This is a genomic window from Pedobacter sp. Leaf170 (genome assembly GCF_920984665.1).
Classification (GTDB): Bacteria; Bacteroidota; Bacteroidia; order Sphingobacteriales; family Sphingobacteriaceae; genus Pedobacter.
In genome coordinates this window covers 639,576-654,728 of the sequence record NZ_CAKLBP010000001.1, presented here as the reverse complement: position 1 = coordinate 654,728, position 15,153 = coordinate 639,576, and the positions used below count along the sequence as shown (strand labels likewise).

Sequence of the window (15,153 nt, the reverse complement as noted above, 5' to 3'; positions counted from 1 at the left end):
AATCTGATTTACAGGTTTTGCTTTTCAAAAACATTATTTAAACCTTGCAGAAGGCGTTTTTCTAACAGTTCAAAACTTATCCACATATTAGTTAAAGTGCCGAAATTTCCGTATTTTTGAGGATTATAGTTTTAAATAAAATATGAGCGAAGAACAAGATTTAAAGTCAAATTATTCGGCAGATAATATACAGGTTTTAGAAGGTTTGGAAGCGGTGCGTAAGCGCCCTTCGATGTATATAGGTGATACTGGGGTAAAAGGTTTGCACCATTTGGTTTACGAGGTTGTAGATAACTCTATTGATGAGGCTTTGGCCGGTCATGCAGATACAATTGATGTAAGGATTTTAGTAGGAAACTCAATCAGAGTAGAAGATAACGGTCGTGGTATTCCAACCGGTATAAACACAAAAGAGAATAAATCGGCACTGGAAATTGTAATGACGGTTTTACACGCCGGCGGTAAATTTGATAAAGATACTTATAAGGTTTCTGGTGGTTTGCATGGTGTGGGTGTAAGTTGCGTTAACGCACTTTCTACTGATTTAAAAGCTGAGGTACACCGCGAGGGTAAAATTTGGATGCAGGAATACAAAATTGGTGTTCCGCAATACGATGTTAAAGAAGTTGGTACTACCGATAAACGTGGTACGATTGTAACTTTTAGTCCGGATGCTACAATTTTTACGCAAACAACTGAATACAAATATGATACTTTAGCAAGCCGTTTACGCGAACTGGCTTTCCTTAATAAAGGCATTAAATTAACCTTAACGGATGAGCGTGAAACTTTAGAAGACGGTTCGTTTTTATCAGAAGTTTTCCAATCAGAAGGTGGTTTAAAAGAATTTGTAAGCTTTTTAGATGGTACAAGAGCATCTTTCTTACCAGAACCAATTTACATTGACGGTATAAAAAATGGTGTTCCGGTAGAGTTGGCTTTTCAATACAACGATAGTTATTCGGAAAATGTTCACTCTTATGTAAACAACATTAATACACACGAAGGCGGAACGCACATTGCTGGTTTTCGTAGAGGCTTAACGCGTACCTTAAAAGGTTACGCAGATAAATCGGGTTTGTTAAAAAACCTGAAAATGGAAATTACTGGTGATGACTTTAGAGAAGGCTTAACCGCTGTTGTTTCTGTTAAAGTACAGGAGCCACAATTTGAAGGGCAAACCAAAACCAAACTAGGTAATAGTGAGGTAATGGGTGCAGTAGATATTGCTGTTGGCGAAGCGTTAGGTGCTTATTTGGAAGAAAATCCGAAGGAAGCAAAAATGATTATCAATAAGGTGATTTTGGCTGCTACGGCTCGTGCTGCGGCTCGTAAGGCTCGCGAGATGGTTCAGCGTAAGAGTGTAATGGGCGGTTCTGGTTTACCAGGTAAACTTGCCGATTGCTCTGACAGTGATCCTGAAAAATGTGAAATTTATTTAGTAGAGGGAGATTCGGCAGGTGGAACTGCAAAGCAAGGTCGCGATAGAAACATTCAAGCAATTTTGCCTTTAAAAGGTAAAATTTTGAACGTAGAGAAAGCTATGGAGCATAAAATTTACGAAAACGACGAGATTAAAAATATGTTTACCGCCATTGGTGTCAGTATAGGTACTCCTGAAGATGATAAGGCTTTGAACATGACGAAACTTCGTTATCACAAAATCGTAATCATGACGGATGCCGATATTGATGGTTCGCACATTACAACTTTAATTTTAACTTTCTTCTATCGTTACATGAGGGCTTTGATTGAGGCTGGTTATGTTTACATTGCATCTCCACCACTTTATCAGGTTAAAAAAGGTAAAGAATTTGAATATTGCTGGAATGATGTGCAACGCGATGCTGCTGTACAACGCTTAAAAGGCGCAGGTAAAGAAGATAGCGTACACATACAACGTTATAAAGGTTTAGGTGAAATGAACGCAGAACAGCTTTGGGATACAACTTTGAATCCGGCTACGCGTACTTTATTACAGGCTACAATTGAAAGTGCTGCAGAATGCGATCATACTTTTTCTATGCTAATGGGCGATGAAGTTGCACCACGTAGAGAATTTATTGAGCGTAATGCAAAATATGCTAAAATTGATGCTTAATCCTTAAATTCCTTAAAGGGAATTTCAAAAGCACATAAAATAAAAAACCTCTTCGAGTTATACTTGAAGAGGTTTTTACATTTACATTGATAATTGTAGAGTCAACTATCAAACTTTGCTTTGCCATTTCTCCATCCGGATTAAAGGCGCTGGCTAACTAACCATCCCAAATTATGAGATGTAACTAAAAACTATCTTTTTACAAAATATAGTACGAGCCCATAGGTGCAAGTTCGGTTTGAGGTTTATCCTCATATAATTTGTTATCATCCAGCATCTGTAATAAATCCCTTTCAATAGTTCTGCAAATGGTTGTTGTGGGTGTATCTGTTGGCTTATTCTCAAATGGATCTTGCAAATGCACAGCCATTTTTTCAACCAATAAGAAAAATGCAGCAATGGCAACAACTAGCGGAACTTCCATGTATCCAAAATATTCTATCAAACCAAATGGCAACAAAACGATGAATAAATGGATAGACATGCTTATATATTTGCTATAAGTTACCGGAAACACTGTGTTTTTAATCCTTTCAGAGCCGCCCATGTGGTTACATAAGGCAGTAATGGTTTTATCAATTTCAATTTGCTGATATTTATTAATCCATCCTTCTTGCAAGGCTTTTTTCAAATCCATTGCATGTAATTCTAAAATGGTAACCGTAACATTTTTACGCGTTTTTAAAAAAGCCATTTCTTCCGGAGATAAATATTGCTCTAGTCCTTTGCGTGGATTAAAACCCCTTAAAGACTGACTTAAAGCATAACACCATGCAATTTGTCGCTTAATAAATTTTTGTTTAAAATGCTCAATGTCGTCCTGCCCGTATGGATTTTCTACAAAAGATAATATCTGACGGGAGATTGATCGTGAATCGTTAACAATTGCACCCCAAAGTATTCTGGCTTCCCACCATCTATCGTAAGCCTGGTTAGATCTGAATGCTAATAAAAGTGAAATAACGGTACCTAAAAGTGCGGGAACTGCTACCGGAATGGAGATGCGTGTAATGTGAAAATTTTGGTAGAGTACAACAATACCTACGGAGTAGGTGATTACAAAAAGTAATTCTGTTTTAATCTTTCCAAATATATAGGTGAGCGGAATATTATTGCGTAACAGCATGGTAATTTGATTTAAATTGATAAGTGGTTAGGCGGTTGCCTCTAAAAGCTCTTTTTCCGGGATTTTAGTGTCAATTAAGTTTTCCGGAACACGAATGTTGTTAATGTTTAATTCCAGAACAGCACATCCAGAACGTTCTGTTAAAAATTTTGGATTGATACTGTACTTATTAATCGGACAAAAATTGTATGCTTTTGGATAGGCGATGAAATCAACGTCAAAAGCTTCGATAAAATTTTTAAAGGCGGCAACTGTACTTCCATAAAAATATTCTACACCAGTTGTAGCAATCTGATTTGGAAACTTTTCTCGGTATTGATTTAGAGTTTGATAAAATTCGTCGCTCACATTTTCGTAATCACGGCTGCGGCGACTTAACATTAACATATCAGTAATAGAATCTGACAGTTTAAATGCATGTAAAAAGATTATGTTTAATTTTTCATGCGGTTGGTCTTGAACAAGCGCATCGATAATTTTAGTGCTTTCTAAATTGAAATCTGTTGGTACTAATACTGTTTTCATGGCTGTGCTTTTTAAATTGATAAATATTACATTACAATTTTAAGCCATAGAGATTACAGCGAAATAAGAGCAGGATTAAAACGAGATTAGAATTTGAAAAAATTATTCTTTGCAGGAATAAATCTGCCTAAATTTATCCCTTTTAGGAATGTATTGGTATCATTACCTTAATTTCAGTACCAACACCAACCTGAGATTTGATGCCAATGCTGCCTCGATGCAGGCGGATGATATTTAATGAGAGCGGTAAGCCAACGCCATAACCTTTAAATTCATTGGTGTTTGATGCCCTGTAAAAAGGCTCGAAAATATGCTGAATATCAGATTGTGGAATACCAATACCTTTATCTGTAATCGCCACATAAACAGTATTTTGATTGGCCTCTATTAAAACGGTGACTATATTATTATTTGAATATTTGCAGGCATTACTTACAATGTTTGATATGGCCAATTTTACCAGGTTTTTGATGGCTCTGATTACCAATTGATTTTCATCTTCAGGTAGTTTACTCAAATCCACTTCAATTTTATTTTCCGGATGAACCAAGCTAACGGCTTCTATAACTTCCCAAACAATTTCATCCACTCTAACTAATTCCCAGGGTTGGTTTTTACCATTAAAGCCAGATTGTGCCAAGCCTAGTAAACTGGTTAGAATGTGCTCTAATCTATCGGCTTCATCTTTAATTTTTGTTAAGGCTATGTGTTGCTTTTCTGCATCCTGTTTGGTGTTTATGGCAAGCTCAAGTTCACCACTAATTACCGTTAATGGTGTACGTAACTCATGCGAAGCATTGCTTATAAAGTTGTTTTGTGTTTCGAAGGCTGTTTCTAAACGATTTAACATATTGTTAAAAGTTTCAGCAAGCTGAGTCATTTCATCTTTGCCTTTCTTAACATCAAGGCGCATGTGTAAATTCTCAGCCTTCATGTGCTTTACGCTTTTAATAATTTTCCGTAAGGGGCGAAGCATGTAATCAGAAAATTTCCACCCAACAATAAAGGATAAAAATACCGATAGGAAAAAACCAATGATTAGGATTTTTTGCAGGTCTTTCAGCTCTCTAAAACCTACCGGATCATTCGCTGATACAATTACTATATAACTTCCGGAGGTATTTTTAAAAAATTTACCTGCATAAAAATGATTATCGGTTCTATACCTTGCAGTTAAACCAGCATTAATTCTTTTATAAAAACTTGAGGGAAGTTCTCTGTCTAGTTTTTTTTCGGTTTTCCCGGCTTCAATAATATATTCTCTTTCTGATGGAAGGCGCTCTAAATATTGGTTACGCATTTTAGCGTATGCGCTATTGTTAACATCTTTGTAAAGTTTTATTTGAGCCGCAATGTTAACCCTTGCCTCTAAACGTTTATAAAAATCTTCGAAAGCAAATTCATTAGAAAAATACCAAACAAAACCACTTAACAGGGAAATAATTACTGCAGATAGTATTACGAAAAGTAAGGTGATTTTTTTGGCGATAGACATTATTGTTCTCTTAAAACATAACCCAAACCAACAGCAGTACGGATTAATTTGGGTTCGTAATTTTTATCGATTTTTTTACGTAAATAATTAACATATACATCAACAACGTTGGTGCCGAGGTTAAAATCAATATCCCAAACACTCTCTAAAATATCAATCCGAGATAATATTTTCGATTTATTTTTAGCCATAAACTCCAATAACCTGTATTCAGTAGCAGTTAAAATAATATCTTCATTGTTTCGCTGAACGGTTTTGGCGCTTACGTTTATCTTCAAATCAGCAATATGAATAATTTGATCGCTAGCAGGAGCGCCGCTATATCTTCTTAATAAGGTTCTTATCCGGGCAAAAAGCTCGGCAAACTTAAATGGTTTAATCAGGTAATCGTCGGCGCCGTTATCTAATCCATTTACCACATTTTCTGTAGTACCTAATGCCGTGAGCATAATTACGGGTGTATTAGGTTTTTGCTCTTTTATAATTTTGCATAATTCTAATCCATTAATGCCGGGTAGCATAATATCAAGTATAATTAAACTAAAATCATTATTTAAAGCCATTTGCTTGCCTATTAAACCATCAGGAGCAATACTCACTTCAAAACCTTCTTCAGTTAAACCTCTCGAAATTACTGAAACCACATTTGGCTCATCTTCAACAATTAACAAATTCATATTTCAGTAATTAATTTAAAGGATAGGGAATTAACAAATCTTTATTGATTAGATTATCGTAAAATAAACATTAAAGTTTATCAACAAAAAAAATAACATAAAAAAAGCCTTTCGCTTAACGAAAGGCTAAATTATAAAAAAATGAATTTAGATGCCCTTTTCTGATTTTTCTTTTAAGGATGCTAAACCACTTTCAAAATCTTTTCCTATCATTTTATCCATACCACCCATAACCAAACACATCCATTTGCTTATAAAATTATTTTCGCCACTCATGGTCCAGGTTACTTTGCTGCCACCATTATCAGGTACAATATCAAATTTTGTATCTGCATGGCTTTCAAATGGTTCTTTAAAAAACAAATCTATATCTACTTGTTTATTTGGCTCTGCTTTTAAAATTTTCATTTCACCAGAACCCGTTTCTTTGCCCACCCATGCGTAAACATGTCCGGGTTCGCATGGCGTTCCTTCAAAGGTTGTTTTGGCTGTAGGTTCCATTTTTGCCCATGGGTTCCAGGTGTAGAATTGATTAAAATCAGCAATGTTTTTGTACACTACGCTATCTGAAGCATTTATAGTTGTACTTCTGCTTACTGAATAAGTTTTGGGTAAAAAGAAACTCCCTACCACCAGAATTATTGCCAATACAACAATAATTCCCAATAATACTTTTAAAAATTTCATATTCTATTAGTTTGGTTACCTAAATTTAAAATATTCAACCTAACGACACAAATGTTTTAAACGATATTAATTTTGGGTTTAGGATTGTTGAGCTTAAAATGCATTAAATCAGCAATCGATTGAGCTTTTTGCTTAATGGTTTCTGCATTTGTTCCTTTAAATAAATCATCAACAGTGTTATAAAATAAGCCTTTCCATTCTTCAAATTCAGCTTGATGTAAGTTAACTTTCTTCTGCAAATCGAAATGTGTAAGCATTGGGTTGCCTTTATAAATTGCTTTTCCAAATAGAATACTTTCCCAAAAATCGTACATTTTAGGCAGGTGATGCAACCAATCTACTTTTGCAACATCCGTAAAAATTGGTCCGATTTTATTGTTTTGCTCCACTTTTTTATAGAAAGTATCAACCAAAAGTATAATGTCTTTTCTATCTCTAATATCACTTTTCATGCTGATGCAAATATGGAGTTATACGGACTTTTAAAATATCGTAAGAATCAGTTTGAAGATTATTTTTGAAGAATAAGATGCAAATTCTCATAATCAATGATGGCTTTATGCTTCATTAGAATATCGCCACCAATGATACAGCCAATTGGCGGGTGCCCAAATTGTTGGTAGGTATCGCTTACCGATTGCAAATCAAATGCTACAGTTTCATAGTAAGGAATTTTCAACCTACCGATTTTTAACTCAGGAATAGTAGCTTGTATGGTTGTTGTAGTGGTAAAAAGTGTTGCTGCATTAATTTCTTCAGATACTGTGATGGTTTCAGCAAGATGCTTTTCAATTAATGATTTATCAAAAACACTTCTCGAAGCGCCGGTATCCAGAACGGCAAAATGCTTTTCCTTAAAAACAACAACTTCCACCAAAAGGTGGAAGCCATCATCTTGTAAGTTTATAAGTTTAAGTGGAATAGAAATTGTTTTCATAATAATTTAATCATTGAGGCTTAAAACAGAAGACGTTAAACTTCTAGCTGCGTTGCTTCAATTTTCTAAATATTAAACCAATTTCATATCAGCTAATACGCTATTCATGTTTCTAACGGCATCGGCACTTTTGTTAAATGCAGTTTGCTCATCATCAGTTAATTTAAAATCGATAATTTTTACCCAACCATTTCTGCCAATAATAACTGGTACGCCCAAGCAAATATCGTTTTGGCCATATTCACCTTCTAAAGAAACGCAGCAAGTGAAAAGTTTTTTCTCATCACGTAAAATAGCTTCAACTAAAGCGGCGCCGGCTGCACCGGGTGCATACCATGCAGATGTTCCAATTAAGCCAGTAAGTGTAGCGCCACCAACCATTGTATCAGCAGCCACTTTATCAAGCGTAGCTTTATCCAATAAATTGCTTACAGGTAAACTCTGGTAAGTAGCTAAGCGAGTTAACGGAATCATAGTTGTATCTCCGTGTCCGCCAATAACAAAACCTTGTAAATCATTTGGGTTACAATCTAAAGCCTGAGATAAATAGAATTTGAAACGAGAACTATCTAAAGTGCCGCCCATACCGATAATGCGGTTTTTTGGTAAACCTAAAGATTTCAATGCCAAATAGGTCATTGTATCCATTGGATTACTAATTACAATGATAATCGCCTCTGGCGAAAATTTTAATATATTTTCTGCTACACCTTTTACAATGCCGGCATTAATTCCAATAAGTTCTTCACGGGTCATGCCTGGTTTGCGTGGTAATCCCGATGTAATAACTACCACATCCGAACCAGCTGTTTTGCTGTAATCATTTGTTACACCCGAAATTTTTGTATCGAAGCCTAAAAGGGTAGCCGTTTGCATCATATCTATGGCTTTACCTTCGGCGAAACCTTCTTTAATATCTAATAATACAAGCTCGTTAGCCAGTTCTTTGCGTGCAATGTTATCTGCACAAGTTGCGCCTACAGCGCCTGCTCCTACAACCGTTACTTTCATATATCTATATTTTTTATGGTTTGCTGTTAATTACCTATCGAAGGTATAAATAAATATAAGGTTTAAAAATGCTTTTCAAAACTTTATGACCACTAGTCTGTTAAAACTTTAAACACATTATGAGATTAAATACCTTCAAAGTTTTTCTTCTTTTAGCCATCTCCATTCCAGCATTGTTCGCTTTTTCGATTCTAGAAAATCAACATAAAGAAGATTTAAAAAATCAGCCAATAGCTAAAATAGATTTTAATAAATTTCAGGGAAAATGGTATTCATTAACCAGCATACCAACTTTTTTAGATAAAAAATGGCGTAAAACAATAGAAAACTATACGCTAAAAGATAATCGTTTTGATGTTTCTACCACTTACTATAAACAGGGTGAAGCTGAAGAGCAATCTATAAAATCTAAATTATTTTTTTATTCGGATGAACCGGATGGAAAGATGAAGGCGCAATTTTTTTGGCCTGTAAAGGTTGGTTATTGGGTAATCGAGCTGCCCCAAGATTACAGTTATGTAGTAGTAGGTCACCCAGATAAAAAGTATCTTTTTATTATGTCTCGCAAACCAAATCTTGATAAAAACCTAATGCAGCAAATTGTAGAAAGATGTAAAAATAAAGGTTATGATGTGAGCAAATTGGTTAGTCAGGAGCATGAATAATTTAATTAATACGCAAATAAATATGGAAAACAAACCAATCTCTAATATCGATTTGAATGCCTTTGCCGGAAAATGGTATTCATTATATTCTATCCCAACTTTAATGGATAAGAATTGGAAACAAACAACAGAAACTTATACATTAAAAGATGATGATCATTTCGATGTTTTAACAACTTATCATAAAGAAGGTAATCCGGAAGAAAAATCCATCACTTCAAAATTATTTTTTTATGATGAGAAAGCTGACGGCGATATGAAAGCTCAATTTTTGTGGCCTTTCAAAATTGGTTATTGGATTATAGAATTGGCAGATGATTACAGTTATGTTGTGGTAGGTCATCCCGACGAAAAATATCTTTTTATTATGGCAAGAGCACCTAAAATGGAAGCTGATTTATTAACTGATATAATTGAAAGATGCCGTGTAAAAGGATATGATGTAAGTAAATTGACAAGTCAGGAACATTTTTAGTCAAATCGTATTGCATTTGTCATTTTAACAAAGAAACAATTTTCTGGCATTAATATAGAGCCAGCATTAACATAAATAAAAATAAATAATGAAAGTATTAATGATTTTAACATCCCACAGCGAATTGGGAAATACAGGTGAAAAAACAGGTTTTTGGATTGAAGAATTTGCGGCTCCATATTATGTTTTATCAGATGCAGGAGTAGAAATTACCCTTGCATCGCCAAAAGGTGGTCAGCCGCCTATCGATCCAAAAAGCGATGCTCCGGATGCGCAAACCGAAGCAACAAAAAGATTTAAAGCTGATGAAGAATTAAAAGATAAGCTTAGCAAAACACATAAACTGGCTGAAATAAATGAAGCCGATTACAATGCTGTTTTTTACCCGGGCGGACATGGACCACTTTGGGATTTGGCAAACGACGAGAAATCAATTTCTTTAATTGAATCTTTTTACAATGCTGAAAAACCTGTTGCTTTTGTATGCCATGCACCTGGAGTTTTAATAAAAGTTAAGGATAAGGATGGCAATCCTTTAGTAAAAGATAAACAAGTTACCGGTTTCTCAAATACTGAAGAAGAAGCTGTTAAGTTGACAGATGTTGTGCCGTTTTTGCTGGAAGATGAATTGCAAAAGCTTGGTGGGCATTATAGTAAAGGTGCAGATTGGAGTTCTTATGTTAAAAAAGATGGTTTGTTAATTACCGGACAAAACCCAGGTTCATCAGAAGAAGCTGCAAATGTGCTTTTAGAAACTTTGAAAGGATAATATCCTATTTTTTCGTGAAATCAAAGCCGAAATAGAATTTTATTTCGGCTTTTTTTGTGCATAATAATTTGAGTTTTTTGTTGATAAAATTTGACAAATCAGCCTATCAAAATCCTTATTTTTGAAGAACCGTTATTATTCTGAACGGCTAATTCTTTAACCAGCGTATGTACTTAATTTTTGATACTGAAACCACGGGTTTGCCGCGTAACTACAATGCACCAATTACCGATACCGATAACTGGCCGCGTTGTGTTCAAATTGCATGGCAATTGCATGATGAGATGGGGCGATTGGTTGAGCATCAGGATTATCTGGTTAAACCGGAAGGATTTAATATTCCTTATGATGCTGAAAGAATTCATGGTATTTCGACCGATTTAGCCGTTGAACAAGGCATTTCTTTTGATGAAATGCTCGCTAAATTCAACGAAGTACTGAACAAAGCAAAGTTCATTGTTGGCCAAAACGTTGGCTTTGATGTGAATATAATGGGTTGCGAATTTCATCGCTTTGGTGTTGCAAATCGAATGGCAGAAATGCCGGTTTTAGATACCTGTACAGAAGTTACTGCTCAACTTTTGCAATTGCCTGGCGGTAGAGGTGGTAAATTTAAATTGCCAACTTTAACCGAATTGCATAGCTATTTATTTGGCGAACCATTTAACGAAGCACACAATGCAACGGCCGATGTAGAAGCGACAACACGTTGTTTTCTGGAGCTGGTAAAACGCGAAGTGTTTAAGAAAGAAGAACTTTTAGTTGATGCCGAATATTTCCCGCAATTTAGAGCGGTAAATCCTGCAACAATTAAAGGAATTGGCTTAAAACACATCAATTTAAAGGCCGCGTCTGATGAAATTCGTAAACGCATTCAAAAAGCTGAAGGTGGTGGGATTTCTAAACAAGAATTAGAAGGTAATAAGCAGGAACTTGCTGCGGCAACCTTTGTGCACTTACACAATCATACACAGTTTTCAGTTTTACAAAGTACCATCAGTATACCCGATTTGGTTAAAGCTGCGGCTGCAAATAAAATGCCTGCCGTTGCCATGACCGATCATGCCAATATGATGGGCGCTTTTCACTTTGTGAACAATGTTTTAAACCATAATAAAGCTGCAGAAGCTAAAAATGCTGCAGCTGTAGAAGCTGGTGAAAGACCCACTGAAATGGTTATGACACCAATTGTTGGTGTCGAATTTTTTGTGTGCGATAATCATTTGGACAGAACTGCAAAAGATAATGGTTACCAAATGGTGCTTTTGGCAAAGAACAAAAATGGTTATCACAACCTGGCCAAAATGTCATCTATTGCCTATACGAAAGGTTTTTACTACGTTCCACGTATCGATAGAAACGTAATTGAGCAATACAAAGACGATATCATCGTACTTTCCGGAAATCTATCAGGAGAAATTTCGAGTAAGATTTTAAACATGGGCGAAACCCAAGCCGAGGAAGCATTGATTTGGTGGAAAGAGAAATTTGGCGATGATTTTTACATTGAGGTAATGCGCCACAATCAGGAAGATGAAAATCGTGTAAATGAATCACTGATATCAATGGCCAGAAAACATAATGTTAAGCTGGTAGCTACTAACAATACTTATTACATCAACAAAAAAGATGCGAATGCGCATGATATTTTGCTTTGTGTAAAAGATGGTGAGAAGCAGGCAACGCCAATTGGTCGTGGTCGTGGTTACCGTTATGGCTTGCCAAATCAAGAATATTATTTCAAATCTGCCGATGAAATGAAATCGCTTTTTGCCGATTTGCCAGAGGCGATTTTAAACATACAGGAAATTGTAGATAAGATTGAAACCTACAAACTTGCCCGAGAAGTTTTACTTCCAAAATTTGATATTCCGGAAGAGTTTTTAGTAGCTGAAGATGAAGCTGATGGTGGTAAACGTGGAGAGAATAAGTATTTAAGGCACTTAACTTACGAAGGTGCAAAAAAACGTTATGGTGTTTTAACGCCTGCTGTTACCGAGCGTTTGGATTTTGAATTGGCAACGATAGAGAAAACCGGTTACCCGGGTTATTTTTTAATTGTTCAGGATTTTATTGCAGAGGCCAGAAGGAGGGATGTTTCAGTAGGGCCGGGTCGTGGTTCTGCAGCAGGTTCGGTAGTGGCTTATTGCCTTTGGATTACCAACATCGACCCAATTAAATATGACCTCCTTTTTGAGCGTTTCTTAAATCCCGATCGTGTTTCCATGCCCGATATCGATATCGATTTTGATGATGAAGGTCGTGGGCGTGTAATGGAATACGTAATTAATAAATACGGTTCCAGCCAGGTCGCTCAAATTATTACCTATGGTACAATGGCTGCGAAGTCATCCATAAGAGATACGGCAAGGGTTTTAGATTTACCACTTTTTGAAGCAGATAAAATTGCAAAGCTGATACCGAATATGAAGCTTGCAAAAATCTTCAATCTTGATGAAAAAGCGCTAAAAGATGCATTACGTCCGGATGAATACGAACGTGTTGTTGAACTTAAAAACATGGGCGGGCTTAAAGATTTAAGCGCCGAAACCATTCAACAAGCGCAAGTTTTAGAAGGTTCGTTAAGAAATACTGGTATTCATGCCTGCGGCGTAATTATTACTCCAAGCGATATCACCAATTTTGTTCCGGTAGCAACCGCAAAAGATTCTGATTTATATGTAACCCAGTTTGATAACTCCGTTGTAGAAAGCGCTGGTTTATTAAAAATGGACTTTTTGGGTTTAAAAACCCTTACATTAATTAAAGACACGGTTAAACTTGTTAAGAAAAGACATAATATAGATTTAGATCCGGATAACTTCCCGATAGATGATGTAGCCACTTACGAACTTTTCCAGCGTGGAGAAACCATTGGTATTTTCCAGTACGAGAGTCCGGGTATGCAGAAATACATGAAGGAGTTAAAGCCAACGGTTTTTGATGATCTAATTGCCATGAATGCTCTGTACAGACCAGGACCGATGGAATATATTCCAAGTTTTGTTAGGCGGAAAAACGGCGAAGAAGATATAAAATATGATTTAGATGCCTGTGAGGAATACTTAAAGGAAACCTATGGTATTACCGTTTACCAGGAGCAGGTAATGCTTTTATCGCAAAAATTAGCAGGTTTTACCAAAGGTGAGGCAGACGTTTTGCGTAAAGCAATGGGTAAAAAGCAAAAGGATGTTTTGGATAAGATGAAGCCTAAGTTTGTGAAGCAAGCTTCAGAAAAAGGACATGCCGCAGATACATTAGAAAAAATCTGGAAGGATTGGGAAGCCTTTGCATCTTATGCCTTCAATAAATCTCACTCTACTTGTTACGCCTGGATTGCTTATCAAACTGCGTTTTTAAAGGCACATTATCCGGCAGAATATATGGCAGCTGTACTTTCCAATAACATGAGCGATATTAAACAAGTAGCTTTCTTTATGGAAGAATGTCGGCAAATGGGCGTAACTGTACTGGGTCCTGATGTTAACGAATCTGACTTAAAATTCTCTGTTAATACAAACGGAGAGGTTCGTTTTGGCATGTCGGCGGTTAAAGGCGTAGGTGAAAAAGCGGTAGAAAGTATTATCGAAGAAAGATTAGAAAAAGGACCTTACAACAGCATTTACGATTTCGCGAAACGCTCTAACACAAGAATTGTAAATAAAAAAGCTTACGAAAGTTTTGTGTACAGCGGTGCCTTTGACGCTTTCGGGCATCATAGAGCGCAATATTTTTACATCGGGCCAAATGATAAAATGAATGGTATCGAGAAAATAATCAAATACGCTAACGATTTTCAGAATAATGAAAACACATCTCAAGGTTCGTTATTTGGTGGCTCAAAGGCAGATATGATTTTAGAACCATCTTTACCGGTATCGCCAGAGTGGGCTTTAATGGATAGGTTGAAATACGAAAAAGATGCTATCGGTATATTTCTTTCGGGCCATCCTTTGGATAATTATAAGTTAGAACTCGATAAATTCTGTACGCATGGCGTTCGCCAGTTAAGCATTATTAACAAAGTACGCATGGGCGATACGAATGAAGATGTTTTAGCTGAATTTGAAAAATTAAAAAACCGCGAACTTTGTGTAGGTGGTTTGGTTGTAACAGCCTCGCAACGTATAACTAAAACCGGCAAGCCGTTTGGTACTTTCGTTTTCGAAGATTATGATGATGCCAGCGAAATGGCACTTTTTGGAGAAGATTTCCTGAAGTTTAAATCTTTCTTAACCGAAGGTTATTTCCTTCAAATTAGAGGCAGAGTAGGCGAACGTTTTGGAAAGGCCGGCGATTGGGAATTTAAAGTTACTTCAATAAACTTAATGTCTGAGCTACGAGATAAACTAGCAAAAACAATTACCATTCAGGTTCCGATAGAAAAGGTTAATGACGAATTGATGCGCCAGATTGAAGAAATATTAGCAGACAATAAGGCAAATTCCGAACAGCAAAACTGTCAGCTAAATTTTGCAATTTACGATAGAGAAAAGGAGTTTATGTTAGATTTGCCTTCTAAAAATATAAAGATAAACCCTAACAACAAGTTCTTAGAACAAATAACCGGATTGAATGTTGTAAATTATAAGTTAAACTAAGATAAACATCGTCATTACAAGGCACGATGCAATCTCAACTATAACGGTTGCTTCGTGCCTTACAATGAAGAAAGTGTGAGTCAA

The 15,153-nt window shown here is 36.1% G+C and carries 13 protein-coding genes; 5 read left to right on the top strand and 8 right to left on the bottom strand.

Features of this window, described 5'->3' with window-relative positions:
- The first annotated feature begins 142 nt into the window (after positions 1-142).
- Positions 143-2,101, top strand: a complete 1,959-nt coding sequence (gene gyrB, locus LUA90_RS03035) for a DNA topoisomerase (ATP-hydrolyzing) subunit B (protein ID WP_231490120.1) — start codon at positions 143-145, stop codon at positions 2,099-2,101.
- A 199-nt stretch (positions 2,102-2,300) separates the two neighbouring features.
- Here gyrB and LUA90_RS03030 read toward each other — a convergent pair whose 3' ends face one another.
- The 8 genes from LUA90_RS03030 to mdh all read right to left on the bottom strand — a co-directional run bounded on the left by LUA90_RS03030 (position 2,301) and on the right by mdh (position 8,559).
- Positions 2,301-3,227 (bottom strand): bestrophin family protein, encoded by a 927-nt coding sequence (locus LUA90_RS03030; RefSeq protein WP_231462690.1) that lies wholly within the window; start codon positions 3,225-3,227, stop codon positions 2,301-2,303.
- A 27-nt stretch (positions 3,228-3,254) separates the two neighbouring features.
- Positions 3,255-3,752: a hypothetical protein gene (locus LUA90_RS03025; protein WP_231490119.1), complete on the bottom strand. Its 498-nt coding sequence runs from the start codon at positions 3,750-3,752 to the stop codon at positions 3,255-3,257.
- Between the two features lie 142 nt (positions 3,753-3,894).
- Positions 3,895-5,247 (bottom strand): HAMP domain-containing sensor histidine kinase, encoded by a 1,353-nt coding sequence (locus LUA90_RS03020; RefSeq protein WP_231490117.1) that lies wholly within the window; start codon positions 5,245-5,247, stop codon positions 3,895-3,897.
- The gene (locus tag LUA90_RS03015; RefSeq protein WP_231462697.1) at positions 5,247-5,924 is read right to left on the bottom strand and encodes a response regulator transcription factor; all 678 of its coding nucleotides are present in this window, start codon (positions 5,922-5,924) and stop codon (positions 5,247-5,249) included. Before LUA90_RS03015 ends, LUA90_RS03020 begins: the two co-directional genes overlap by 1 nt.
- A gap of 147 nt (positions 5,925-6,071) precedes the next feature.
- Complete coding sequence (locus LUA90_RS03010; protein WP_231490115.1) at positions 6,072-6,611, bottom strand: SRPBCC family protein; 540 nt, start codon at positions 6,609-6,611, stop codon at positions 6,072-6,074.
- 56 nt (positions 6,612-6,667) lie between these two features.
- On the bottom strand, positions 6,668-7,063 hold the full coding sequence (locus tag LUA90_RS03005; RefSeq protein ID WP_231490113.1) for a group III truncated hemoglobin: 396 nt from the start codon (positions 7,061-7,063) through the stop codon (positions 6,668-6,670).
- A 59-nt stretch (positions 7,064-7,122) separates the two neighbouring features.
- Complete coding sequence (locus tag LUA90_RS03000) at positions 7,123-7,548, bottom strand: aspartyl protease family protein (protein WP_231490112.1); 426 nt, start codon at positions 7,546-7,548, stop codon at positions 7,123-7,125.
- A gap of 72 nt (positions 7,549-7,620) precedes the next feature.
- Complete coding sequence (gene mdh / locus LUA90_RS02995) at positions 7,621-8,559, bottom strand: malate dehydrogenase (RefSeq protein ID WP_231490110.1); 939 nt, start codon at positions 8,557-8,559, stop codon at positions 7,621-7,623.
- A 119-nt stretch (positions 8,560-8,678) separates the two neighbouring features.
- Here mdh and LUA90_RS02990 point away from each other — a divergent pair, with 119 nt between their 5' ends.
- From LUA90_RS02990 to dnaE, 4 genes are all read left to right on the top strand, one after another.
- Positions 8,679-9,224, top strand: coding sequence for a lipocalin family protein (locus LUA90_RS02990; protein ID WP_231490108.1), 546 nt, complete (start codon positions 8,679-8,681; stop codon positions 9,222-9,224).
- Positions 9,225-9,246: 22 nt separating this feature from the next.
- Positions 9,247-9,699 carry a lipocalin family protein gene (locus LUA90_RS02985; protein WP_231490106.1) on the top strand — a complete coding sequence of 151 codons (453 nt, stop codon included), beginning with the start codon at positions 9,247-9,249 and terminating at the stop codon, positions 9,697-9,699.
- A gap of 88 nt (positions 9,700-9,787) precedes the next feature.
- On the top strand, positions 9,788-10,468 hold the full coding sequence (locus LUA90_RS02980) for a type 1 glutamine amidotransferase domain-containing protein (protein ID WP_231462744.1): 681 nt from the start codon (positions 9,788-9,790) through the stop codon (positions 10,466-10,468).
- A 167-nt stretch (positions 10,469-10,635) separates the two neighbouring features.
- A complete protein-coding gene (gene dnaE / locus LUA90_RS02975) occupies positions 10,636-15,069 on the top strand; it encodes a DNA polymerase III subunit alpha (RefSeq protein WP_231490104.1) in 4,434 nt (1,477 codons plus the stop codon).
- Positions 15,070-15,153 lie beyond the last annotated feature (84 nt).